Annotated in this window: 20 protein-coding genes and 1 tRNA gene; 13 read left to right on the top strand and 8 right to left on the bottom strand. The window is 72.1% G+C overall.

The window, feature by feature from the left end:
* The first annotated feature begins 84 nt into the window (after window positions 1-84).
* Window positions 85-513: a MarR family winged helix-turn-helix transcriptional regulator gene (locus ACFWJ8_RS00185; protein ID WP_378808634.1), complete on the top strand. Its 429-nt coding sequence runs from the start codon at window positions 85-87 to the stop codon at window positions 511-513.
* Window positions 514-618: 105 nt separating this feature from the next.
* Here the strand turns inward: ACFWJ8_RS00185 and ACFWJ8_RS00190 are convergent.
* Window positions 619-692 (bottom strand) — tRNA-Met (locus ACFWJ8_RS00190).
* A 93-nt stretch (window positions 693-785) separates the two neighbouring features.
* Here ACFWJ8_RS00190 and ACFWJ8_RS00195 point away from each other — a divergent pair.
* On the top strand, window positions 786-1,304 hold the full coding sequence (locus ACFWJ8_RS00195; RefSeq protein WP_378807601.1) for a DUF6328 family protein: 519 nt from the start codon (window positions 786-788) through the stop codon (window positions 1,302-1,304).
* On the top strand, window positions 1,301-2,104 hold the full coding sequence (locus ACFWJ8_RS00200) for a carbon-nitrogen hydrolase family protein (RefSeq protein ID WP_378807602.1): 804 nt from the start codon (window positions 1,301-1,303) through the stop codon (window positions 2,102-2,104). The genes ACFWJ8_RS00195 and ACFWJ8_RS00200 overlap by 4 nt, the downstream gene beginning before the upstream one ends.
* Before the next feature lie 9 nt (window positions 2,105-2,113).
* On the opposite strand, the gene ACFWJ8_RS00205 is transcribed toward ACFWJ8_RS00200, so the two are convergent.
* Complete coding sequence (locus ACFWJ8_RS00205) at window positions 2,114-3,313, bottom strand: aminotransferase class I/II-fold pyridoxal phosphate-dependent enzyme (RefSeq protein ID WP_378807604.1); 1,200 nt, start codon at window positions 3,311-3,313, stop codon at window positions 2,114-2,116.
* A 115-nt stretch (window positions 3,314-3,428) separates the two neighbouring features.
* On the opposite strand from ACFWJ8_RS00205, the gene ACFWJ8_RS00210 reads away from it, so the two are divergent.
* The 3 genes from ACFWJ8_RS00210 to ACFWJ8_RS00220 are packed head-to-tail and all read left to right on the top strand — an operon-like array spanning window position 3,429 to window position 7,989.
* Window positions 3,429-5,216 carry a trypsin-like peptidase domain-containing protein gene (locus ACFWJ8_RS00210; protein ID WP_378807605.1) on the top strand — a complete coding sequence of 596 codons (1,788 nt, stop codon included), beginning with the start codon at window positions 3,429-3,431 and terminating at the stop codon, window positions 5,214-5,216.
* A 50-nt stretch (window positions 5,217-5,266) separates the two neighbouring features.
* Window positions 5,267-6,541, top strand: a complete 1,275-nt coding sequence (locus ACFWJ8_RS00215; protein WP_378807607.1) for a CDP-glycerol glycerophosphotransferase family protein — start codon at window positions 5,267-5,269, stop codon at window positions 6,539-6,541.
* A complete protein-coding gene (locus ACFWJ8_RS00220) occupies window positions 6,538-7,989 on the top strand; it encodes a CDP-glycerol glycerophosphotransferase family protein (RefSeq protein ID WP_378807608.1) in 1,452 nt (483 codons plus the stop codon). The genes ACFWJ8_RS00215 and ACFWJ8_RS00220 overlap by 4 nt, the downstream gene beginning before the upstream one ends.
* Window positions 7,990-8,016: 27 nt before the next feature.
* Here the strand turns inward: ACFWJ8_RS00220 and ACFWJ8_RS00225 are convergent, their stop codons facing one another.
* On the bottom strand, window positions 8,017-9,054 hold the full coding sequence (locus tag ACFWJ8_RS00225; RefSeq protein ID WP_378807610.1) for a glycosyltransferase family 2 protein: 1,038 nt from the start codon (window positions 9,052-9,054) through the stop codon (window positions 8,017-8,019).
* Window positions 9,055-9,152: 98 nt separating this feature from the next.
* Between ACFWJ8_RS00225 and ACFWJ8_RS00230 the strand changes: the two genes are divergently transcribed.
* Entirely contained in the window at window positions 9,153-10,433 is a 1,281-nt protein-coding gene (locus tag ACFWJ8_RS00230; RefSeq protein WP_378807613.1) for a CDP-glycerol glycerophosphotransferase family protein, read from the top strand.
* A 15-nt stretch (window positions 10,434-10,448) separates the two neighbouring features.
* Here the strand turns inward: ACFWJ8_RS00230 and ACFWJ8_RS00235 are convergent, their stop codons facing one another.
* The 4 genes from ACFWJ8_RS00235 to ACFWJ8_RS00250 all read right to left on the bottom strand — a co-directional run bounded on the left by ACFWJ8_RS00235 (window position 10,449) and on the right by ACFWJ8_RS00250 (window position 13,927).
* Complete coding sequence (locus ACFWJ8_RS00235; protein WP_378807614.1) at window positions 10,449-11,834, bottom strand: phosphotransferase; 1,386 nt, start codon at window positions 11,832-11,834, stop codon at window positions 10,449-10,451.
* 111 nt (window positions 11,835-11,945) lie between these two features.
* Window positions 11,946-12,176, bottom strand: coding sequence for a hypothetical protein (locus ACFWJ8_RS00240; RefSeq protein WP_378807616.1), 231 nt, complete (start codon window positions 12,174-12,176; stop codon window positions 11,946-11,948).
* Between the two features lie 76 nt (window positions 12,177-12,252).
* A complete protein-coding gene (locus ACFWJ8_RS00245; RefSeq protein ID WP_378807618.1) occupies window positions 12,253-13,161 on the bottom strand; it encodes a hypothetical protein in 909 nt (302 codons plus the stop codon).
* Between the two features lie 73 nt (window positions 13,162-13,234).
* A complete protein-coding gene (locus tag ACFWJ8_RS00250; RefSeq protein WP_378807621.1) occupies window positions 13,235-13,927 on the bottom strand; it encodes an NTP transferase domain-containing protein in 693 nt (230 codons plus the stop codon).
* A gap of 195 nt (window positions 13,928-14,122) precedes the next feature.
* Between ACFWJ8_RS00250 and ACFWJ8_RS00255 the strand changes: the two genes are divergently transcribed.
* From ACFWJ8_RS00255 to ACFWJ8_RS00265, 3 genes are read left to right on the top strand one after another with little or no spacing between them, the layout of a single operon-like run.
* On the top strand, window positions 14,123-15,553 hold the full coding sequence (locus ACFWJ8_RS00255) for an ABC transporter ATP-binding protein (RefSeq protein WP_378807622.1): 1,431 nt from the start codon (window positions 14,123-14,125) through the stop codon (window positions 15,551-15,553).
* The gene (locus ACFWJ8_RS00260; protein ID WP_378807624.1) at window positions 15,529-17,094 is read left to right on the top strand and encodes a hypothetical protein; all 1,566 of its coding nucleotides are present in this window, start codon (window positions 15,529-15,531) and stop codon (window positions 17,092-17,094) included. Before ACFWJ8_RS00255 ends, ACFWJ8_RS00260 begins: the two co-directional genes overlap by 25 nt.
* A gap of 51 nt (window positions 17,095-17,145) precedes the next feature.
* Window positions 17,146-17,412 (top strand): DUF3039 domain-containing protein, encoded by a 267-nt coding sequence (locus tag ACFWJ8_RS00265; protein ID WP_378807626.1) that lies wholly within the window; start codon window positions 17,146-17,148, stop codon window positions 17,410-17,412.
* Between the two features lie 39 nt (window positions 17,413-17,451).
* On the opposite strand, the gene ACFWJ8_RS00270 is transcribed toward ACFWJ8_RS00265, so the two are convergent.
* A complete protein-coding gene (locus tag ACFWJ8_RS00270) occupies window positions 17,452-18,777 on the bottom strand; it encodes a nicotinate phosphoribosyltransferase (RefSeq protein ID WP_378807628.1) in 1,326 nt (441 codons plus the stop codon).
* Between the two features lie 41 nt (window positions 18,778-18,818).
* Between ACFWJ8_RS00270 and murI the strand changes: the two genes are divergently transcribed.
* The 3 genes from murI to rdgB are packed head-to-tail and all read left to right on the top strand — an operon-like array spanning window position 18,819 to window position 21,054.
* The gene (gene murI / locus ACFWJ8_RS00275; RefSeq protein ID WP_378807629.1) at window positions 18,819-19,679 is read left to right on the top strand and encodes a glutamate racemase; all 861 of its coding nucleotides are present in this window, start codon (window positions 18,819-18,821) and stop codon (window positions 19,677-19,679) included.
* Window positions 19,676-20,416, top strand: a complete 741-nt coding sequence (gene rph, locus ACFWJ8_RS00280; protein ID WP_378807631.1) for a ribonuclease PH — start codon at window positions 19,676-19,678, stop codon at window positions 20,414-20,416. Before murI ends, rph begins: the two co-directional genes overlap by 4 nt.
* Window positions 20,413-21,054, top strand: a complete 642-nt coding sequence (rdgB, locus tag ACFWJ8_RS00285; RefSeq protein ID WP_378807632.1) for an RdgB/HAM1 family non-canonical purine NTP pyrophosphatase — start codon at window positions 20,413-20,415, stop codon at window positions 21,052-21,054. Before rph ends, rdgB begins: the two co-directional genes overlap by 4 nt.
* Window positions 21,055-21,098 lie beyond the last annotated feature (44 nt).

Below are 21,098 nucleotides of genomic sequence, written 5' to 3' on the forward strand. Positions count from 1 at the left end.
TGTGTGCGATGCTACAACGGTTGGGAGGGAACGTCCACGATGTCCGAACGCTGGTTGCCGCAGACGGAGCACGATCACGCTGTGATGCGCGTGCTCACGTCGATCCGCGCCATGAGCGATGCCATGGAGCGCATGCACAGCGGCATGAAGGGCGACATGGACATGAACGCGACGGACGTCGCCGCGCTGCGCCTGCTGATCATCCGCGAGCAGAAGGGCCTGTCCGTCAGCCCCCGCGACATCGCTCAGCACCTGCGGATCTCCACGGCGTCGACCACGAAGCTGCTCGATCGACTGGAGGAGTCGGGGCACGTCATGCGGCGCGCGCATCCGAGCGATCGGCGGGGACGGGTGGTGGTGCTCACCGACGAGGCGCGCCTGGCGTTCTTCCGCATCTTCGGGGAACGGCTCCGCGCGATGCGGGACATGACGCTGCGCTACGACGAGGACGCGTTGGCGATCATCTCCCGATTCCTCGACGATCTCGCCGCGACGATGGATCCCGCCGTCTGACCTGCTCCCCGTGGGCGGTCATCCGACCGGTGCGAGAATGGCGGGGCGGCGGGCGGATGTGAAAGGCCCCTTGATCAGATTTCCCTGATCAAGGGGCCTTCTTTGTTGCGGGGACAGGATTTGAACCTGCGACCTCTGGGTTATGAGCCCAGCGAGCTACCGAGCTGCTCCACCCCGCGGCACAAGGAATAGCCTAGCACGCGTTTTGAGTGCCTCGAACCACGGGGCCGGATGGGTTGCCCCGCGCGCGCGGTCCGCGTCAGGATGAACGCATGCCGGAGGACCCCCGCCACAATCCCGAAGACGACCGCGTCGACGGTCGCGACGAGAGCCCGGCGGAGCGTGCCGATCGCAACTGGAGCGAGGTGCTGCAGGAGCTGCGCGTGCTGCAGACCGGCACGCAGATCCTCACCGGCTTCCTGCTCGCCCTGGCCTTCCAGCCCGCCTTCTCGCAGCTGTCCGATCCGCAGCGGACGGCCTACCTGGCACTCGTCGTGCTCGCGGCGCTCAGCTCGATCGTGGCGCTCGCGCCGGTCGCGCTGCACCGCGCGGTCTTCCAGCACGGCGTGAAGCCCGCCGTCGTCCGCTACGGCCACCTGGCGCTCGTGATCGCGCTCATCACGGTCGCCGTGCTCATCGTGGGCGTCGTCGCGTTCGTGTTCGACGTCGTCGTCGGCGGATCGACCTTCTGGTGGTCGATCCTGCTGCTCGCGGCGATCATCGTCACGCTGTGGGTGGTGGTCCCGGGGATCATCCGCGTCCGGGCGCGCGAGATCGGAGAGCGGCGATGACCGACACGTTCGCGATCGCGGTGGCGCAGTTCGCGCCGACGGCCGACGCCGCCGCCAACCTCGACGCCGTCGCGCAGCTCGTGGCGACGGCATCCATTCGCGGAGCGCGGCTGGTCGTGCTGCCCGAGTACTCCAGCTACTTCGTGGACCCGTTCGACCAGAGCCTGGCCGAGAACGCGCAGGAGCTGGACGGGCCGTTCGTGCAGCGGCTGACCGAGATCGCCCGCGAGCACGATGTCGTCGTCGTCGCGGGACTGCTGGAGCGGGCAGGTGACGGACGCCGGGTGCGCAACACCGTCGTCGCCGTCGACGGTGAGGGACTGCGAGCCCACTACCGCAAGCTGCACCTGTACGACGCGTTCGGCCAGCGCGAGTCCGACTGGGTCGAGGCGGGGGAGCCGGACGCACCCCTCACCTTCGACGCGGGCGGCCTGCGCTTCGGGCTCATGACGTGCTACGACCTGCGATTCCCCGAGGTGGGCCGACAGCTCGTCGACGCTGGTGCCGACGTGCTGCTGGTGCCCGCCGAATGGGTGCGCGGGCCGCTCAAGGAGCACCACTGGCGCACGCTGCTGCACGCGCGGGCCATCGAGAACACCGTGTTCGTCGCCGCGGCGGACCACCCGCCGCCCCTCGGGGTCGGCAACTCGCTCGTGGTCGATCCGCAGGGGGTGGAGCTCGCCGCGGTCGGCACGGCCACGGACGTCGCCGTCGCGTATGTCGACGTCGGCGCCATCGCCCGCGTGCGGCGGGTCAATCCCGCGCTGGCGCTGCGTCGCTTCCGCGTCGAACCGCGCTGAGGCCGCGGCTCAGTCCATCCGCGAGAGCCGGGATGCCGCCTCCTCGAGCACCTCGACGCGCTTGCACGCCGCGAACCGCACCAGGGTCGCGTAGTCGTCGCGGCGAGCCGGCGTCACGAAGGCGGTGAGCGGGATCGCAACGACCCCCGCACGCTCGGGCAGTGCGCGGCAGAAGGCCGCGGCATCCACCGCTCCGAGCGCACGCGCATCGGCGACCGTGAAGTACGAGCCCGCGGGGGTCGACACGTCGAAGCCCGCGCTGCGCAGGCCGGCCCCCAGCAGGTCGCGCTTGGCGCGCAGCGTCGCGGCGATGCCGGCGAAGAACGTGTCGGGGAGGCGCAGTCCTGTCGCGATCGCGGGCTGGAACGGGCTGCCGTTCACGTACGTGAGGAACTGCTTGACGGCGAGCACGGCGTCCACGAGGTCGGCGGGTCCGCTGATCCAGCCGATCTTCCAGCCTGTCGTCGAGAACGTCTTGCCGCCGGAGGAGATGGTGAGCGTGCGCTCCCACGCACCGGGGAGCGTGGCGATCGGCACGTGCGGCGTGTCGAACACGAGATGCTCGTACACCTCGTCGGTGAGGATCACGGCGTCGTGCCGTTCGGCCAGCCGCACCACCTCGTCGCGCACGTCGGCCGAGAACACGGCCCCGGTGGGGTTGTGGGGGTCGTTCACGAGGATCACGCGCGTGCGGTCGGTCACCGCCGCGCGGAGGTCGTCGAGGTCGGGCTGGAAGTCGGGCCACCGCAGCGGCACCGTGACCAGCCGCGCACCGGAGAGGGCCACCACGGCCGCGTAGGAGTCGTAGAACGGCTCGAACACGACGACCTCGTCGTCGGGGCCGTCGACGAGTGCCAGCAGCGCCGCCGCGAGCGCCTCGGTCGCCCCGGCGGTGACGATCACGTCCCGCGCGGGATCGAGACGCAGCCCGTAGAAGCGCTCCTGGTGCTCGGCGATCGCCGCCAGCAGATCCGGGATGCCGCGACCCGGCGGGTACTGGTTGACGCCGTTCGCGATGGCCGCACGGGCTGCTTCCAGCACCTCGGCGGGGCCGTCCTCGTCGGGGAAGCCCTGGCCGAGATTGATCGCGCCGGTGCGTGCCGCGAGCGCCGACATCTCGGCGAAGATGGTGGGGCGGATCGCGCCGTCGGCACCGACGAGTCCGGCACCGGCTGCGGTGCGGTGCCACGCTCCGGGGATCTGTCGCATCGCTTCACCGTACCGGGCGTGCTCATCCCCGTTGCATAGGCGAGTCCCACTCTCGACATAAGAAACACACAGCATCGGTGGGCACAGTGGTGAGTGCTTGGCAGAAGGAGCAACCATGAGCGACATCCAGGGCGACCGCCCGGAAGACCAGACCCCCGCCGTCCCGCCGGTTCCTGCGGCTGAGCCCGCCTCGCCGTCGGCGCCGTCGCAGCCCGCCGCGGAGGCCGCGGCTTCGCAGGACGCACCGGCGCCCGCCGCCGCACAGCCCGCCGCTGCCCCCGCCGCGCCGGTGCAGCCCGCCGCAGCCCAGCCGGCCCCGACCGCGCAGCCCGCCGCGCCGGTGCAGCCGGTCGCGCCCGCCGCGCAGGCACCGCAGGCTGCCGCCCCGACGCAGCCGGTCGCGCCTGCCGCGCCCGCGCAGTTCACGCCGCCGGTGCAGCCGGCAGCGCCCGCGCAGCACACGCCGCCCGCGCAGCCCCTGCCGCCCGCCGGCTACCCGGCCGGCGCTCACGCCTACGCACGTCCGCAGGGGTACGCCGGCCAGCCGGCCCCCTACCCCCAGTCCTACGCGGGACAGCCCGCCCCGGGCACGCCCGGCGCGTCGTTCGGCGCCGCGGCGGCCGACGCGCAGCCGACGCTGCCCATCGGCGGTCCGACCGGCGCCGTCCCGACCACGACCGCACCCCCGGCGACCAAGAAGTCCTCGGGTGCCGGCAAGGTCGTCGGCCTCATCGTGGCCGCGGCGATCGTCGGCGGCGCAGCCGGTCTCGGCGGCGCGTACGCGGGCGTCAACTGGTTCGCCCCCGCCACGTCGTCGACGGCCGATGCGAGCCCGCAGACGGTCGTCGTCAACGACTCCGGCCGCGTCAACCAGACCACGGGCATCGCCGCGAAGGTCGTCCCGAGCGTCGTGACGATCGAGGCGAGCAGCTCGTCGGCGGCCGGGACCGGCTCGGGCGTCGTGCTCACCGCCGACGGCTACATCGCCACCAACACGCACGTGGTGACGCTCGACGGCGCGACCGGCGACGCGACGATCCGCGTGACGACCTCCGACGGCAAGGTGTACGACGCCGAGGTGGTCGGCACCGACCCCACGTACGACCTCGCGGTCATCAAGCTGAAGGATGCCTCGGGCCTCACCCCGATCGAGTTCGGCGACTCCAGCAAGCTGAACGTCGGCGACACCACGGTCGCCGTCGGCGCCCCGCTGGGGCTGGCGAACTCCGTCACCGAGGGAATCGTGAGCGCGCTGAACCGCTCGATCTCGATCGCGTCGTCGGCAGCGCCCGACAGCGGCGACCAGGACCAGTCGCAGCAGGACCAGAACGGCCAGGAGGCGCCGTTCCAGTTCGACTTCGGCCAGGGCCAGAACCAGCAGCAGTCCGCGACCGACACGATCTCGATCGCGGTGATCCAGACCGACGCCGCGATCAACCCGGGCAACTCGGGCGGCGCGCTGGTCGACGCCGACGGCAAGCTCATCGGCGTCAACGTCGCGATCGCGACCGCCGGCGGATCCTCGTCCGACGGTTCGGGCTCGATCGGCGTCGGCTTCTCGATCCCGTCCGACATCGTCAAGCGCATCACGGACGAGATCATCGACAACGGCGAGGCCACGCACGGCCTGCTGGGCGCGAGCGTCCGGGCCGCGGCATCCGTCGAGGGCGCCACGATCACGGGCGCCTACATCGCCGAGGTCACCGACGGCGGCGCTGCCGCTGCGGCGGGCCTGCAGGAGGGCGACATCGTCACGGCCTTCAACGGCGTGCCCGTCACCGACGCGACCGACCTCACGGCGCAGGTTCGCGCCGCGGCGGCCGGCAGCACGGCGAAGGTCACGTACGTGCGCGACGGCAAGGCGCAGACGGTCGAGGTCACGCTCGGGACGCTGGAGCAGTAGTCATCCACACCCCTCGGGACGCCATCGTGCGAGCAGGATAGGCTCGCACGATGGCGTCCTTCTCGTTCGGCGCGGGGAACGCCCGAAAGCTCGCGACGATCCCGCTGTACGCCGCAGGCCGCCTCCTCACCCTCGTCGTCCCACGCTCGCGCGACGAATGGGTGTTCGGATGCGCCGTCGGCATCGGCGACGGCGCGCTCGCACTGTGGGACGCCATGGCGGCAGATGCTCCTCCGGCCGTCTGGCTGGTCGCCTCCGACCGCGAGGCGCGGGATGCCGCCGCCCGCGGCATCCCGACGGTCCGCAAGAACTCGTGGCGCGGGCTGTGGCGCACCGCACGGGCGCGCGTGATCGTCGTCACCCACGGCTTCGGCGACGTCAACCGGTACGCGGTGACGGGGGCCTTCGTCGTGCAGCTGTGGCACGGCATCCCGCTCAAGCGGATCGGGCTCGACTCGCCCGAGACGCTGCGCGTGCCGGGCGTCGTCGCCGGTACCCCGCTGGCGCCGGTGCTGCGCGGGCTGCTGCGCACCATGTACCGGGCCGCCGCACGCCGCATCCGGGTGCTGCCGGCGGCATCCCATCTCGTCCGCGGACGGCTGGAGTCCGCATTCGCCCTGCCCGACACCGCCGTGCCGGTCACCGGCGACCCCCGCGTGGACGTGCTGTCGCAGGGCGCCGCCGCCGACCGCCGCGTCACGGCGCGCGCTGCGATCGGTCACGCCGTGCCACGACTCGACCCGGCGAGCCGCCTGGTGCTGTACGCGCCGACCTGGCGCGACGGCGCGGCCGACCCCGCCGTGCCCACGGCCGACGAGTGGACACGCATCGTCGACGTGCTCACGCGGCACGACGCGACGCTGCTGGTGCGCTCGCATCCGCTGGGGGCGGGGGAGTACACGCCCCCGTTCGCGACGGACCGCGTGCAGTCCCTCGGCAGCGACCTCGTCTCGGACGTGACGCCGTTGCTGCCGGGCATGGACGCCCTGGTCACCGACTACTCGTCGCTCGCCTTCGACGCGGCGCTCTTGCCGCTCCCGACGCTCTTCCTCGCGCCCGACGTCGAAGAGTACGCGCGACGCCGCGGCTTCTACGGCGCCTATCGCGACGTCGCGGGCGACGACTGGAGCCAGGACTGGACCGGGGCAGTCGCCCAGCTCGACGCGCTCCTGGCCGACGAGGCCGAGCGGGAGCGGCGCACCGCCCGCTCCCGCGAGCTCAGTGCGCGTGTCCACGCGCACCGCGACGGCCGCAACGCCGAGAGGGTGTACCTTGCCATTCTGGCTGGGACGGCCCACGCCCGCCCGAGGGAAGGAACCCGATGACCGAGGCGCGCTTCACGACCGACGAGGGCCCCGCGCTGGTGCTCTCGGGCGAGGGGGAGCGGCCGGCCTCGGTCGACCTCGTCGGTGCTCGCGCGCGGGTGTCGGCCCGCATCACCGGTCGTGGCAAGACCTGGCGTGCGGTGCTTCCGCTGCGCGCCGCGCGCTGGGGCGGACCGCAGCTGCCGCTGCCCTCGGGGGCGTACGAGCTGCGGATCGTGGATGCCGGAGGCCGCGGCATCCCCGTGTCCGAGACGGTGCCGCTGACGCAGCTGGGGACGCTGCGGGCCGCGCTCGACGGCGGCCGGCTCGAGGTCGGACCCCCGATCGACCCCGCCTACGACTCCGGCGAGGGGCAGGACGCCCTCGAGCGCCGCTACGCCACCCGCCCCGCCTCGGGGTTCGAGAACGCGGTGTTCTTCGAGAGCTTCTACGGCCGCAACGCGAGCTGCAACCCGCTCGCGATCGACCGCGAGCTCGCGCGGCGTGCCCCGCAGGTCACCCGCTACTGGAGCGTCGTCGACCTGTCGGTCGCGGTGCCCGACGGGGCGGTCGCGGTCGTCGAGGGCAGCCCGGAGTGGTGGCGCGCCCGTGGCGCGGCCCGCCTGCTCGTCGTGAACGACTGGCTCCGGCGGCGGTTCGCGCGCCGGCGCGGGCAGATCGTGCTGCAGACGTGGCACGGCACGCCGCTCAAGCGCCTCGCCCTGCACCGGCCCGGATTCGACCCTCGGCGCATGGCCGCCGTCGTGCGCGAATCGCGACGGTGGAACGTGCTGCTCGCACAGAACCCGTACGCGGCGCGCATCCTCGGCAAGGCCTACGCGTTCCTCACGCGACCGGTGTGGGTCGAGGGGTACCCCCGCAACGACATCCTGACGACCGGCGACGGCGCGGCGACGCGGGCGGCGCTCGGCATCCGCGCCGACGAACGCGTGCTGCTGTACGCGCCGACGTGGCGCGACGACCGGGACCAGATCGTCGACTTCGTCGACCCGGCCGCGCTCGCGGCCGCCACCGATGCGGTCGTGCTGGTGCGCGGCCACTCCCGGACGCTCCTGCCCGGACGCGACGCCGAGGGCCCGCGCGTCGTCGACGTCACCGGGTTCCCCGACACGTCGCTGCTGCTGCTGGCGGCAGACGCGCTCATCACCGACTACTCGTCGGTCATGTTCGACTTCTCGGTGACCGGCAAGCCGATGTACTTCCTCGTGCCCGACATGGAGCACTACCGCGGCGAACTGCGCGGCTTCTACTTCGACCTCGCCGCGCACGCGCCCGGCGCGATGGTGCGCTCGCAGGAGGAGCTCGTCGCTGCGCTCGCCGCGGACGACGCGGCGGCGCACGCCGAGCGCTACCGCGAGTGGCAGGCGAAGTTCAACGCGCGCGACGACGGCCATGCCGCAGAGCGGGTGGTCGCCCGCATCCTCGACCAGGGGTTCATCCGCGCCTGACGCCTGGGGTGTGCCCGCCGCGACCGGTCAGGGCAGCGGTGTGTTGCGGCTGCCGAGGCGCGACGTGTCGACCGTGTCTCGGGCGCCCCCGATCACCCCGCCCAGGAAGCCCCAGCCCCACGACAGGTGCATCGAGGGCAGCACGGCTGCTGACCACAGCTTGTCGCGCCAGCCGTGACCGCCGCCCGAACCGAGCGCCACCGCGAGGATCAGGACCGCGTAGGCGGCGACCGGCAGGTACACGAGGGATGCCGCGACCGACCACCAGCCGGTCAGCGCCCCCGTCAGCTGCAAAACCGCGACGACGAGCGCCAGCAGGATCGTGAGCACGAGCGCCGGCGGTGCGAAGAACCGCAGCGAGTTGCCGCGCCCGAACCGGCGCACGAGCTCGCCGCGCCACCGCCCCGTCGCCGCGAACTGGCGCACGAGGCGTGCCCAGCTCTCGCGCGGCCAGTACGTGACCGACAGGGACGGATCGAACCACACGCGGTACCCGGCGCGGCGGATCCGCAGGTTCAGCTCCCAGTCCTCGCCGCGGCGGATGCTCTCGTCGAACAGACCGACCTCTTCGAGCACGTCGCGGCGCATCACGCCGAGGTAGGCGGACTCGGCCTCGCCCTCGTGCGTCCCACCGTGGTATGCGCCGCCGCCCAGTCCGATGGGCGAGTTGTACGCGCGCGCCACCGCTCGCTGGAACGGCGTCCGGCCGTCGGCGTGCATGACGCCGCCGACGTTCGCCGCGCGCACGCGGGCGAGGGTCTCCAGCGCGCTCCGCGCGTACGACGGATCGAGCTCGGAGTGCGCGTCGACGCGGATGACGGTCGGGTACCGGCCGGTCCGGATGGCCAGATTGAGCCCGACCGGGATGTCGGCCGCCGGGTTGTCGACGAGCACGATGCGGGCGTCGCCGCGCGCCAGCTCGTGGGCGAGCTCGGTCGTACCGTCGCCCGACGGACCGAGAGCGAGGATCAGCTCGGTCGGCGCGTCGATGTCCTGCGCCAGCACGGTCTCGACGGCGCGGCGCAGATAGGCGCGCTCGTTGAGCACCGGCATCACGAAGCTCACGCCGGCGCCGGGAGGGGGGATCGGAGCGTCCCTGCGTCCGTGTTGCTCGTCCTGCACTGGTCGATCATGTCATGCGCGCCGGTCGATAGGCTGGACGCGTGGGTCTGGTCTCGGATGTGAAGAAGGCGATCGCGCTCGTGCGCAAGGCCGTGCGCAATCGCTCGGCTGTCATCGACGTCCGCCGGACGCTGGCGTCGGGGCCGCAGCATCCCCCGTTCCACTACCGGGTGGCCGTGTACTTCGCCGACGGCGCGGTCAACATGTACCAGATGCGGCAGTGGTACAAGCCGCTCGCGGGTCTCGCGAAGAAGTGGCCGGTCGTCGTGCTGAGCCGCGCGGCGACGGGTGCCGAGGCGCTCCTGGCCGACGGCGCGCTGCCCGTGGCATTCGTGCCCACCGTGCGGGACCTGGAGCGGTTCATCGCCAAGCAGGACATCCGCCTGGTGCTGTACGTCAACCAGAACACCCGCAACTTCCAGATGTTCCGCTACGGCCGTCGCTGGCACGTGTTCATCAACCACGGCGAGTCCGACAAGATGTACATGACCACGAACCAGTACAAGGCGTACGACTACGCGATGATCGCGGGGGATGCCGCCCGCGAGCGTCTCGAGCGCGTGCTGTGGGACTACGACATCGACCGCCGCACGATCGACATCGGTCGCCCGCAGGCCGACCACTACTCAGGCACGCTGCCGTACACGCCCGATGAGCGGACCGTGGTGCTGTACGCCCCGACGTGGGAGGGCGACCGCCCCTCGGCGCACTACGGCTCGATCGTCACGCACGGTGAAGCGCTGGTGTCGGCGCTGCTCGCGACGGGTCAGCACCGCGTGGTCTACCGGCCGCACCCGCGATCGGGTGTCGTCAATCCGGAGTACGGCGCCGCGAACAAGCGCATCATCGCCGCCATCGCTGCGGCGAACGCCGCCGATCCTGCGGCGCGGCACGTGTTCGACAACGGACCCGATCTCGGCTGGCAGCTGGCCGCCGCCGACGTCGCCATCGTCGACATCTCGGCCATGGTCTACGACCGCCTCGCCGCCGACCGGCCACTGCTCATCACCCGTCCCGTGGATCCGGCGGCGGCGATCGACACGCACGGCTACCTGTCTGCGTGCGAATGGCTGGATGCCGCCTCCGCGCCCGAGATCGTCGCGGAGACCGAGCGCGTGCTCGGCGATCCTGACGCGGTGGCACGGCTGGAGCGGTGGGTGACCCACTACTTCGGAGACACCGCCCCGGGAGCGGCCACCGCCCGCTTCGAGACCGCCGTGCAGCGCCTCATGGACGACTGGGAGCGCTGGTACGCCCGCTCGGTCGCCGACGAGGAGGACGACGAGCCCGACGACGAGGCCGACCTCGACGACGAGGCGTGAGCCGACGCGGCTCCGTCAGCCGACCGGTGCAGGCCGTTCGACCAGCCGCGCCACGGCACTGAGGGGGATCGCGACCCACGTGGGCCGGTTGCGCGCCTCGTAGATCGCCTCGTACACCGCCTTGTCGAGTTCGAGCGCGGCGAGGAGGGGATGCCGCGGGTCGAGGTCTGTGCCCGCCGTGGCCCCGTAGCCGTCGACGAACGCCGCGCGTGCGGCCCCCGCCCAGTCCCGGACGGCCTCGGGGGAGCGGTCGGGCTCGTCGAGCCGCAGGGACCCGGCGACATAGTCGAACGACCGGAGCATGCCCGCGACGTCGCGCAGCGCGAGATCGGGTTGCACCCGCTCTCCCATGGGCCGCAGCGGCTCGCCCTCGAAGTCGACGAGGACCCAGCCGCGGCCCGGTGCGTGGAGGACCTGTCCGAGGTGGTAGTCGCCGTGGATGCGCTGCAGCGGAGGCCACGGCACATCCATCGCCCGGCGATACACCGTCTCGATCGCGTCGCGCTGCGCCGCGAGGTCGGGGACCTCGGCGATGGCGATCGCCAGGCGGCGCTCCCAGGCCGCCGCCGTGGCGTCGCGGTCCGCGGCGGTGGCGGCGTGCGTCGGGAAGCAGCCGGCGAGGCCGCGGTGCACATCGGCGGTGGCGGCGCCGAGTGCGTAGGCCTGGGCGCGGAAGTCCTTGCCGCGCGCGGCCGCAAGGAGGGCCACTCGCCACGCGTCCTCGACGCCGGGGAGGAACTCCTGTGCGAACGCGAGCGAGCCGTGCACCGCGCCGTGTGCGGTCGACAGGTCGGGCCACGAGCCCTCGATCCACCCGATCGGCGTCGGGACGCGGGCCGACCCGGTGGCCGCGAGGGCCTCCTGCAGCTCGATGTCGGGGTTCAGGCCGGCGTGCAGCTGACGGTAGACCTTGCAGATGACCGGGATGCCGTCGCCCTCGTAGATCAGTGAGGTGTTGGACTGCTCGCCGCTGACCACGCGGGCGACGCGCAGCCGCCCGGCGGGGCCGGCTGCCGGGGCGGGGTGTCCAGTGGCGGTGGTCTGCGGTCCGTCTGCGACCCCGCCGCGTTCGACGAGGGACAGCAGCGCCTGGGCGTACGCATCGTCGAAGGGACCGTCGATGAAGGTGCTGCCCGGCTCGGGGCTGCCGATGATGTGCTCGGGGGCGGTGTCGACGGTCTCGGTCGCCCGCTCGACGACGGGGATCTGGTACAGCACGGCCGGGAGCGCGCCCTCGTCGGCGACGAGGAATGTCCGCACGCGTGCACCGTCGTGCCCGCCGGTCCGGTCAGGCACGAGGTCCCACCACGACACCAGTCGCAGGCTCGGCGGACGCCCTTTCGCGGCGTACCACCGCTGCCGCGGCATCCATGCCGCGAGGCAGGCCAGGGTGCTGTCCATACGTGTGAGCGTATGCCCCACGCCCCGACCTGTCGAGGAAGGCCATGCAAGCGCTTGCAGCGGTTCGTGCCGCAAGGGAGTGCGAAGGCGATGTCGAAGGACGGGCGAGGACTAGTCGTCCTCGCCGGTCTCGTGCGACTGCGCGATCTCGACCACGGGCTTCACCGGGATGACGATCGATTCGACGGTGCCCGAGACAGCGGGATCGCCGAAGCCGAGACTGCCGAGATCCGCGGACGGGGCCGTCGTGAGGCGTTCGGCCTCGGTCTCCGTGCGGGCGGGCTCGGAGGGCAGTCCCGCCCACTCGACGGGTTCCTCCGGAAGCTTGCTGAACAGACCCATGACGGTATTCTCGCCCCGACCGGCGGACGACGGGTCTCACATCACGAACTTCCACAGATACGGGCTGGGAGGAGGCTCAGTCCTCGGCAGGGGCTTCCAGCGCCGGCCTGCGGCGGCGCACCACGCCCGCCACGGCCGCAGAACCACGGGTGACACCGCCGACCACGGCCTCGCCCGCCCGGCGGATGCCGCGCCCGGCGATGCGTTCGAGACGATCCGCACCGGGACGAGGCTCCAGATCCGCCGGCAGGTCGATCGGCGGCATCCCGAACGCCTTCCTCGACCCGAGGAGCACGCGGCGCCCCAGGATGTTGTTGCCCGCACCTCCCACGGCGGCGCCGATGCCGAAGGGGAGGGCCTTGCCGATCCACGAGGCACCGCCGCGTGCGGCGAACTGGCGGATGAACGTCGACTTGAGCCGGTCGACCATCGGCCCGACGGCAGCGCGGGGGAGCGTCTTCGTGATGAGCTCGCCCCAGTAGGTGGATCGATTCGGTCCGCGTCCGGCCGCCTGCCCCGCGAGCTGGGCGACGAGGTCGACGCCCTCCTTGCCGAGCATCAGCATGAGGACGAGCGCACGCGCGCGATCCGGGTCCGCGACAGGGATTCCGTGCACCTCCGCGACGGACTGCGCGAAGAGGGTGGTGGCCTCGAGGAAGGCGACGGTCTCGACACCGCTCAGCGCGAGCGTGACGCCTGTGCCGATGCCCGGTACGACGGCGGTCGCGCCGACGGCGGCACCGCCGGTGGTGACGGCGGCGAGGTAGCGGCGCTCGAGGATGCGCACGATCTCGGCCGGTGTGGCGTGCGGATGGCGCAGCCGGATGCTGCGCAGATGAGCGAGCACGGCGGGGCGCTGAATCGCCAGCACACGATCGAGCGCCCGGATCGTGAGCGGATGCTCGGGCGACCCCGTGGGCGGCAGACCGCCCTGCCAGGGCGCGCCGTCGGGCAGGGAATGGATGCGGTGAACCTTCTCGGCCATCGGCGTCAGCCTAAGACGAACCGCTGGGCGAATGCCGCGAACGGCATCCGGCCAGCGGCCCGGGTGTGTCGGATCAGACGAAGAGGTTCGCGCGCTCGAGATCTTCGGCGAAGTCGACCTCGACGGCGTACAGGTCCGAGATGTCGAGCGGCTCGAGCAGCACGCCGTCCTCGGCGATGGCGAGCTCGAGGCCGCGCTCGAAGTAGTCCTGGTCGTCGACGCGGGTCAGATGACGCATGAACGACTTCTTGTCGGCGCTGGAGATGTAGTTGATGCCCACGGCCTCGCCGATGCCGCCCTTGACGGTCTTCGACAGCTCCTTGATGAAGCCCTCCGGCGTGACGGTGTACTTGACCTCTTCGTCGCTCACCTTGGAGGTGTTGACGGTGACGAAGGACTGGTCGCGCTCGATGAGCTCGATCGCACGGCCGAGCACGCGCGGATCGAAGACGACGTCGCCGTTCATCCAGAGGACGCCGCTGCGGCCCGTCTTCGCGAGCGCGCGCAGCAGGCTCTTGGACGTGTTGGTCTGGTCGTACCGGTCGTTGTAGACGTAGTCGACGTGCGGGAACGCCTCGACGATCGTCTCAGCGCGGTAGCCGACCACGGTCGTGATCTTGGCGTCGCTGCCGAACGCGGCACGGATGTTGTCGTGCTGCTGCTGCATGATGCTGCGGCCGTCGCTGAGCTCGGTGAGCGGCTTGGGAAGGCTGCGTCCGAGACGCGAGCCCATTCCGGCTGCGAGGATGACGGTCTGAAGGGTCAAAATCTGCTCCTGAAGTGCGTGATTCACTGCCGGTTCACCGGCGCGACACCCCTTCGTGCCTGGACCAGGGTATCGAAGGCAACTGAAAAGGTGCAGAATGAGCGGCTCCCGTTGCCGTTTCGTGACATAACGCAATTGCAGAGACTCGGCGACACGATCTGCCCCGCGATCAGGCCCGCTTGATACGTTGGTGCGGTGACAGCCTCCCTCCCGGTGCCGAACGACATCGATCCGGAAGAGCCGGACCGTCACTCGAGCGCGCGCGTCGTGCGGATCTCGGACTCGGTGTCGCAGCCGTCCGAGAAGCCGCGGCGTCCGGCTCGCGCATCGCGCCAGGGCGGCAAGTCCGCCCCGCGCAAGAAGCGCGCGGCCGCCGCTCCGGTGGACCCCGGCCCTCCGCCGCCCCTGCCGAGTGATCTGGAGATCGCCGCATCGGTCGCCGCCGCCATCGTGGTGCCGCCCAGACCGCCGCTGCCCGCCGAGCCGCGCGCCGACGCGGGCGACGGCGCTGCGGCGGAAGTCCCGGACACCGACACTCCCGCCGCGGAGGCCCCGGCCGCGGAAGCACAGCCCGCTCCCGAGGTCGCCGAGCGCGTCCCCACCGTCGCCGAGCCCGCTCCCGAGGTCGCCGAGCGCGTCCCCGCCGTCGCCGAGCCCGCTCCCGAGGTCGCCGAGCCGGTCGAGGCGCCGGAGCCCGTCGCCGTCGCCGAACCGGCACCCGTCGTCGCGCCCGCGCCGCCCGCGCCTCCGGTGGCAGAGCCCGTCTCGGTCCCGCCTGCGGAGGCGGAGCCCGAGGCGGCCGCGGACCCCGCCGAGACGGCATCCCTTCCCGAGTCCATCGTCGTGCCGACACTGGCCGCCGCGGCGGGCGATGCGCTCGTGCTGCGCGGCGTCACCAAGCGCTTCGGCAGCACGCACGCGGTCGACGGCATCGACCTCACCGTGCCGGCCGGCACGTTCTACGGCCTGGTCGGCCCGAACGGCGCCGGCAAGACCACCACGCTGTCGATGATCGCCGGCCTGCTGGAGCCCGATCGGGGCACGATCCACGTGGCGGGGGTGGATGCCGCAGCCCACCCGCTCGCGGCGAAGAAGCTGATGGGCGTCCTGCCCGATCGGCTGCGCACCTTCGACCGGCTCACCGGTCGCCAGCTCCTCTACTACTACGGCGTGCTGCGCGGACTGCCGCCGGCGGTCGTCGAGAGTCGCACCGCCGACCTCGCCCGCGCGTTCGATCTGCAGGATGCTCTCGGGCGCAGCGTCTCGGACTACTCCGCGGGCATGCTCAAGAAGGTGATGCTGGCGGGCGCCCTCATCCACTCGCCGCGTGTGCTGGTGCTGGACGAGCCGTTCGAGGCCGTCGATCCGGTCTCCAGCGCGATCATCCTCGACATCCTCTCCGCGTACGTCGCGCACGGCGGCACGGTGATCCTCTCCAGCCACGGCATGGAGCTCGTCGAGCGCGTCTGCACGCGCGTAGCGGTCATCGTGGCGGGCCAGGTGCTCGCCGAGGGGACCGTCGACGAGGTGCGCGGCGAGCTCACACTCGAACAGCGGTTCGTGGAGCTCGCCGGCGGCCTCAGCGACGTGGAGGGCCTGGAGTGGCTGCACACGTTCTCCGGCTGAGGCTCGCGCTGCTGTTCGGCGCGCTGCGCGGCCATACCGGGCACGTCGTCCGTGTCGTGCTCGGGCTGATCGCGCTCGTCGTCGCCACGGCCGCGGCCTGCTGGGCCCTGCTGACGATGCGGGATGCCTCGACCGACACCGTGCTGACGGTCACCGTACTGGGCGGCTCGGCCGTCACGCTCGGGTTCGCGCTCGCGCCCCTCTTCGGAGCCATCGACGATCCGCTGGACCCGCGGCGGTTCGCCCTGTTCGGCCTGTCACGCGGGCGGCTGTCGGCGGTGCTGGCGGTTGCCGGGCTCATCAGCGTCCCGATCCTCGCGCTTCTCGCGGTGGCCGTGTGCTCGGCGATCGTCTGGGCCGACCGCGGCGTACCCGTCGCCATGGGCGTGATCAGCGTGATCCTGGGCGTCCTCACCTGCTCGCTGCTGGCCCGCGTGTGCGGAGCGGTGGCGTCGCTCTTCCTCCGCGAGCGGCGCTCTCGCGAGCTCTCGGGCGTGTTCGTCCTCGTCGTCCTCGTCGTCGTCGTGCCGGTGGGCGTCTTCCTGGCGTCGCTGGAATGGCGAGGCGCGGTGCCTCAGCAGCTGCTGCAGGCCGTCGATGCGCTCGCGCTGACCCCCTTCGGCGCGGCGTGGGCGCTTCCCGGCGCCGTGGCCACGGGGCGATCCGTCTGGCTCGTGGCCCTCGTGGCCGTCGCGACGGTGGTCGCGCTGAGCCTGCTGTGGCTGTGGGCGGTCCGGCGTCTGCTCACGACCACGGAGCGTCCGGGCACCGGGCGCGAGCGGGCCGGGCTCGGCTGGTTCGGCGTCGCGCCGGGCACGCCCGGCGGCGCGATCGCGGCCCGCAGCCTCGTCTACTGGTTCGGCGACCGCCGCTACGTGGTCAACGCCCTCGTGATCCCCGTCGCCGCGGCGATCACGACGGTGCCGCTGCTGATCGCGGGAGTGCCGCCCGAGATCGTCGCGCTCGTGCCCGTGCCGTTCGCCGCGCTGTTCCTCGGCTGGCTGCCGCACGACGACGTCGCCTACGACTCGACGGCGATCTGGATGCACATCTCGGGCGGTGTGCGCGGAGTGTCGGATCGCGTCGGCCGCCTCGTGCCGGTGCTGCTCGTGGGAATCCCGCTGCTGGCTGTCGCCGTGCCGGTGGCGACGGCGCTGCACGGTCGCTGGGCGATCCTTCCGGCCCTCACCGGCGTGAGCGCCGTCCTCTTCCTGGCAGGCCTCGGACTGTCGAGCATCTCGTCAGTCGTGGCGCCGTATGCCGTGTCGCGGCCGGGCGAGAGCCCGTTCCAGCAGCCGCAGCGCACAGGCGCCGGGGGAGCGGTGGCGCAGGGTGTCGTCATGGCCGGAGTGCTGGTGCTGTCGGCACCGGTGGTGTGGTGCGGCTGGCTCGCGCTCGACGGTGACGCCGAGGCCGCGACGACCGCGCTGTGGGGCGGGCTCGCGATCGGGCTGGGCGTGCTGGTCGTCGGGGTCGTGATCGGCTCGATCGCGTTCGAACGTCGCGGAGGACGCCTGATGGAGTTCGCCGAGTCCACCTGAGTCGTGTCGACCCACCCCGGGAGGGGCTGGCCGCGACTACACTGGCAGACCATGAGCACGCCCCTTGACAGCCCCGACCAGGGCGGTATCGCGACCCTCGATCGCGAGCTCGAAGAGCTCCTGCGCGAAGAGCAGATCGAGCCGGGCGATCATGAGCGTTTCTCGCACTATGTCAAGAAGGACAAGATCCTCGAATCCGCGATCACCGGCAAGCCGGTGCGCGCACTGTGCGGCAAGAAGTGGACCCCTGGCCGCGACCCCGAGAAGTTCCCGGTCTGCCCGACCTGCAAAGAGATCTACGAGTCGCTCGGCAGCTGACGCTCCGACAGGCTCAGCGACCTCGACGGCGGCCGGCGGCTACTCGGCGTCGACGTAGACCGTCGGGATCGCAGGGTCGGACCGGCTGAGCGCGAGCGCCCGCACGGGCAGCTCCTCGCGCACGCGCAGGTGGTGCGCCCGCGCCGCCTCGACACCCGCGGGGCCCTCGTGGGCGGTATCCGACTCTCCGTCGACGACGAGGGAGACCTGGAGCGGCCGGGCGTCCGGGTACGACGCGGCGGTGCCGAGCGCCTCGAAGCCGTCCGACACGACGATGAGCTCGCTCGTGGCGGTGCCGGCGTCGAGGGTGCGGAAGGCGGCCTTGCGCCCGCCCTTTGAGGCCTTGTCGGTCGACGCCTTCGCGACGCCCACCCAGCCGCCCGCCGCGTCCTGGCGAGCGACCAGCTTGTAGACCATGCCTGCCGTGGGGGTTCCCGATCCGGTGACCACCGACGTGCCGACGCCGTAGGCGTCGACAGGGGATGCCGCCAGCGCCGCGATCGCGTACTCGTCGAGGTCGCTGGTCACCGTGATGCGGGTGCCCGTCGCGCCCAGCCCGTCGAGCTGCTCACGCACCTGGGCCGCCACGGTGGGCAGGTCGCCGGAGTCGATCCGGACGCCGCCGAGGCCGGTGCCCGCGACGCGGATCGCCGTCTCGACGCCCGTGCGGATGTCGTAGGTGTCGACCAGGAGCGTCGTGCCGACTCCGTGCGCGGCGATCTGGGCGCGGAACGCATCCTCCTCGGTGTCGTGCAGCAGCGTCCAGGCGTGCGCGGCGGTCCCCATGGTCGGGATGCCCCACCGCCGCCCCGCCTCGAGGTTCGAGGTCGCCCCGAACCCGGCGATGTACGCCGCGCGGGCCGCGGCGACGGCGGACGACTCGCCGGCGCGGCGCGAACCCATCTCGGCGAGCGGCCGGTCGCCCGCGGCGAGGCTCATGCGCGCGGCGGCGGTCGCGACGGCGGAGTCGTGGTTGAGGACGCTGAGGGCGAGCGTCTCGAGCACCACGGCCTCGGCGAAAGTGCCCTCGACGGTCAAGAGCGGCGATCCGGGGAAGTAGGGCTCGCCTTCGCGGTACCCCGAGATCGATCCGGTGAACCGATAGCCCTCGAGGAAGGCGAGGGTGGCGGCATCCACCACCCGTTCGTCGCGGAGGAAGCGCAGCTCGTCGTCCCGGAAGCGGAAGTCGCGCAGCAGCGACAGCAGCCGACCGGTGCCGGCGACCACGCCGAAGCGGCGTCCGCCCGACAGTCGACGGCCGAACAGCTCGAACACGCAGCGGCGGTGGGCGGTGCCGTCCCGGAGCGCGGCGTCGAGCATCGTGAGCTCATAGCGGTCCGTCAGCAGAGCGTTCGAATCACCCATGCGGGTCAGCCTAGTGAGCGCCTGGCGTAGGCTGGAGCATCGTGAACGACGCGCCGATCGGAATCTTCGACTCCGGAGTCGGCGGACTCACCGTCGCGAGGGCCGTGTCTGCGCTGCTGCCCCGGGAGTCGATCCTCTACATCGGCGACACGGCGCGCTCGCCGTACGGACCGAAGCCGATCGCCGACGTCCGCCGCTACTCGCTCGAGGTGCTCGACGACCTGGTCGACGAGGGCGTGAAGATGCTCGTGATCGCCTGCAACACGGCCTCGGCCGCCGTGCTGCGCGACGCACGGGAGCGGTACGACGTGCCGGTGGTCGAGGTGATCAACCCGGCCGTGCGCACGGCGATGTCGACGACCCGCAACGGGCGCGTGGGCGTCATCGGCACGGCGGGCACGATCGGCTCGGGCGCCTACCAGGACATGCTGGGCGTCAACGAGCGCCTGACGGTCTTCGCGCAGGCGTGCCCGCGTTTCGTGGAGTTCGTCGAAGCCGGTGTCACCGATTCGCCCGAGGTGCTGGCGGTCGCCGAGGAGTACCTCGCACCGCTCCGGCACGCCGGCGTCGACACGCTCGTGCTCGGCTGCACCCACTACCCGTTCCTCGAGGGCGCGATCAGCTACGTCATGGGTCCCGACGTGTCGCTCGTGTCGAGCGACACCGAGACCGCCAAGGACGTCTACCGTCAGCTCGTCTCGCGCGACCTCCTCGCGGGGACGGATGCCGCACCCCGGCACGTCTACGAGGCCACCGGAGCCTCGGCCGACGACTTCCTGCGTCTCGCACATCGCCTGATGGGCCGCGAGGTGACCGACGTGCGGCTCGTGCAGACAGGCGCCATCGACCTGCCCCGCTTCGGCGAGGCAACCGTTCCCGTCCCCAGAGGAGAATCCGCATGACCGACATCACCCGTGCCGACGGCCGCCGCGTCGACGAGCTGCGCACCGTCACGATCGAACGCGGCTGGAGCGCCCAGGCCGAGGGGTCGGCGCTCGTCTCGTTCGGCGGCACGAAGGTGCTGTGCACGGCGTCGTTCACGAACGGCGTGCCGCGATGGCTGACCGGCAAGGGCAAGGGATGGGTGACGGCCGAATACGCGATGCTGCCGCGCGCGACCAACAGCCGCAACGACCGCGAGAGCGTCAAGGGCAGGATCGGCGGGCGCACGCATGAGATCTCGCGCCTGATCGGCCGGGCGCTGCGCGCCGTCGTCGACACCAAGGCCCTCGGCGAGAACACGATCGTCATCGACTGCGACGTGCTGCAGGCCGACGGCGGCACCCGCACGGCCGCCATCACGGGCGCCTATGTCGCACTCGCCGACGCGATCGAGTGGGGCCGCGGCAAGAAGTTCATCGGGCAGAAGGCGAACGTGCTGTTCGATTCCGTCTCTGCGGTGTCGGTCGGCATCATCGACGGCGAGCCCATGCTCGACCTCGCGTACGTGGAGGACGTCCGCGCCGAGACCGACATGAACGTCGTGGTCACCGGCCGCGGCCTGTTCGTCGAGGTGCAGGGCACCGCCGAGGGCGCGCCGTTCGACAAGCGAGAGCTCGACGCGCTGCTGGAGCTCGGCGTCAACGGCTGCGCGTCGCTGCGCGACATCCAGGCCGCCGTCCTGGCCACCGAGTCGTGACCGGAACCCTGGGCCTGCCGCAGGGGCCGCGCCGGATCGTCCTCGCCACGCACAACCCGCACAAGGTCGAGGAGTTCCAGGCGATCGTCGCCGCGACGCGCCCCGACATCGAGGTCGTCGGCTACGACGGGCCCGAACCCGTCGAGGACGGCGTGACGTTCGCCGACAACGCGCTCATCAAGGCCCGCGCCGCGGCGGCCCACACGGGGCTGCCGGCGCTCGCCGACGACTCGGGCGTGTGCGTGGACGTGCTGGGCGGGTCGCCGGGCGTGTTCTCTGCCTACTGGGCCGGTCACGCGAAGGATGCCATCGCCAACCTGAACCTCCTGCTCGATCAGATCTCCGACATCGCCGACCCGCACCGCGGCGCGCAGTTCGTCTCGACGATCGCGCTCGTCGTGCCGTCCTCCGCCGGCGGCGAGCCGGCCGAGCATGTGGTCGAGGGTGTGTGGCCCGGCCGGATCGCGGCGGCGCCCTCGGGCCGCGGTGGGTTCGGGTACGACCCGGTGTTCGTGCCGGACGGTCAGGAGCCCGGCGCCGAGCGCAGTGTCGGCGAGTGGACGGCCGAGGAGAAGAACGCGGCATCCCACCGTTCGCGGGCGTTCATCGCGCTCGCACCGCTGCTCTCGTCGCTGTGACGTCGATGCCGCCGGCGCGGCGCTGCGAGTGAGAATCACGATCA

Origin of the sequence: Microbacterium sp. NPDC058389 (genome assembly GCF_042722305.1) — a bacterium.
Lineage (GTDB): Bacteria > Actinomycetota > Actinomycetes > Actinomycetales > Microbacteriaceae > Microbacterium.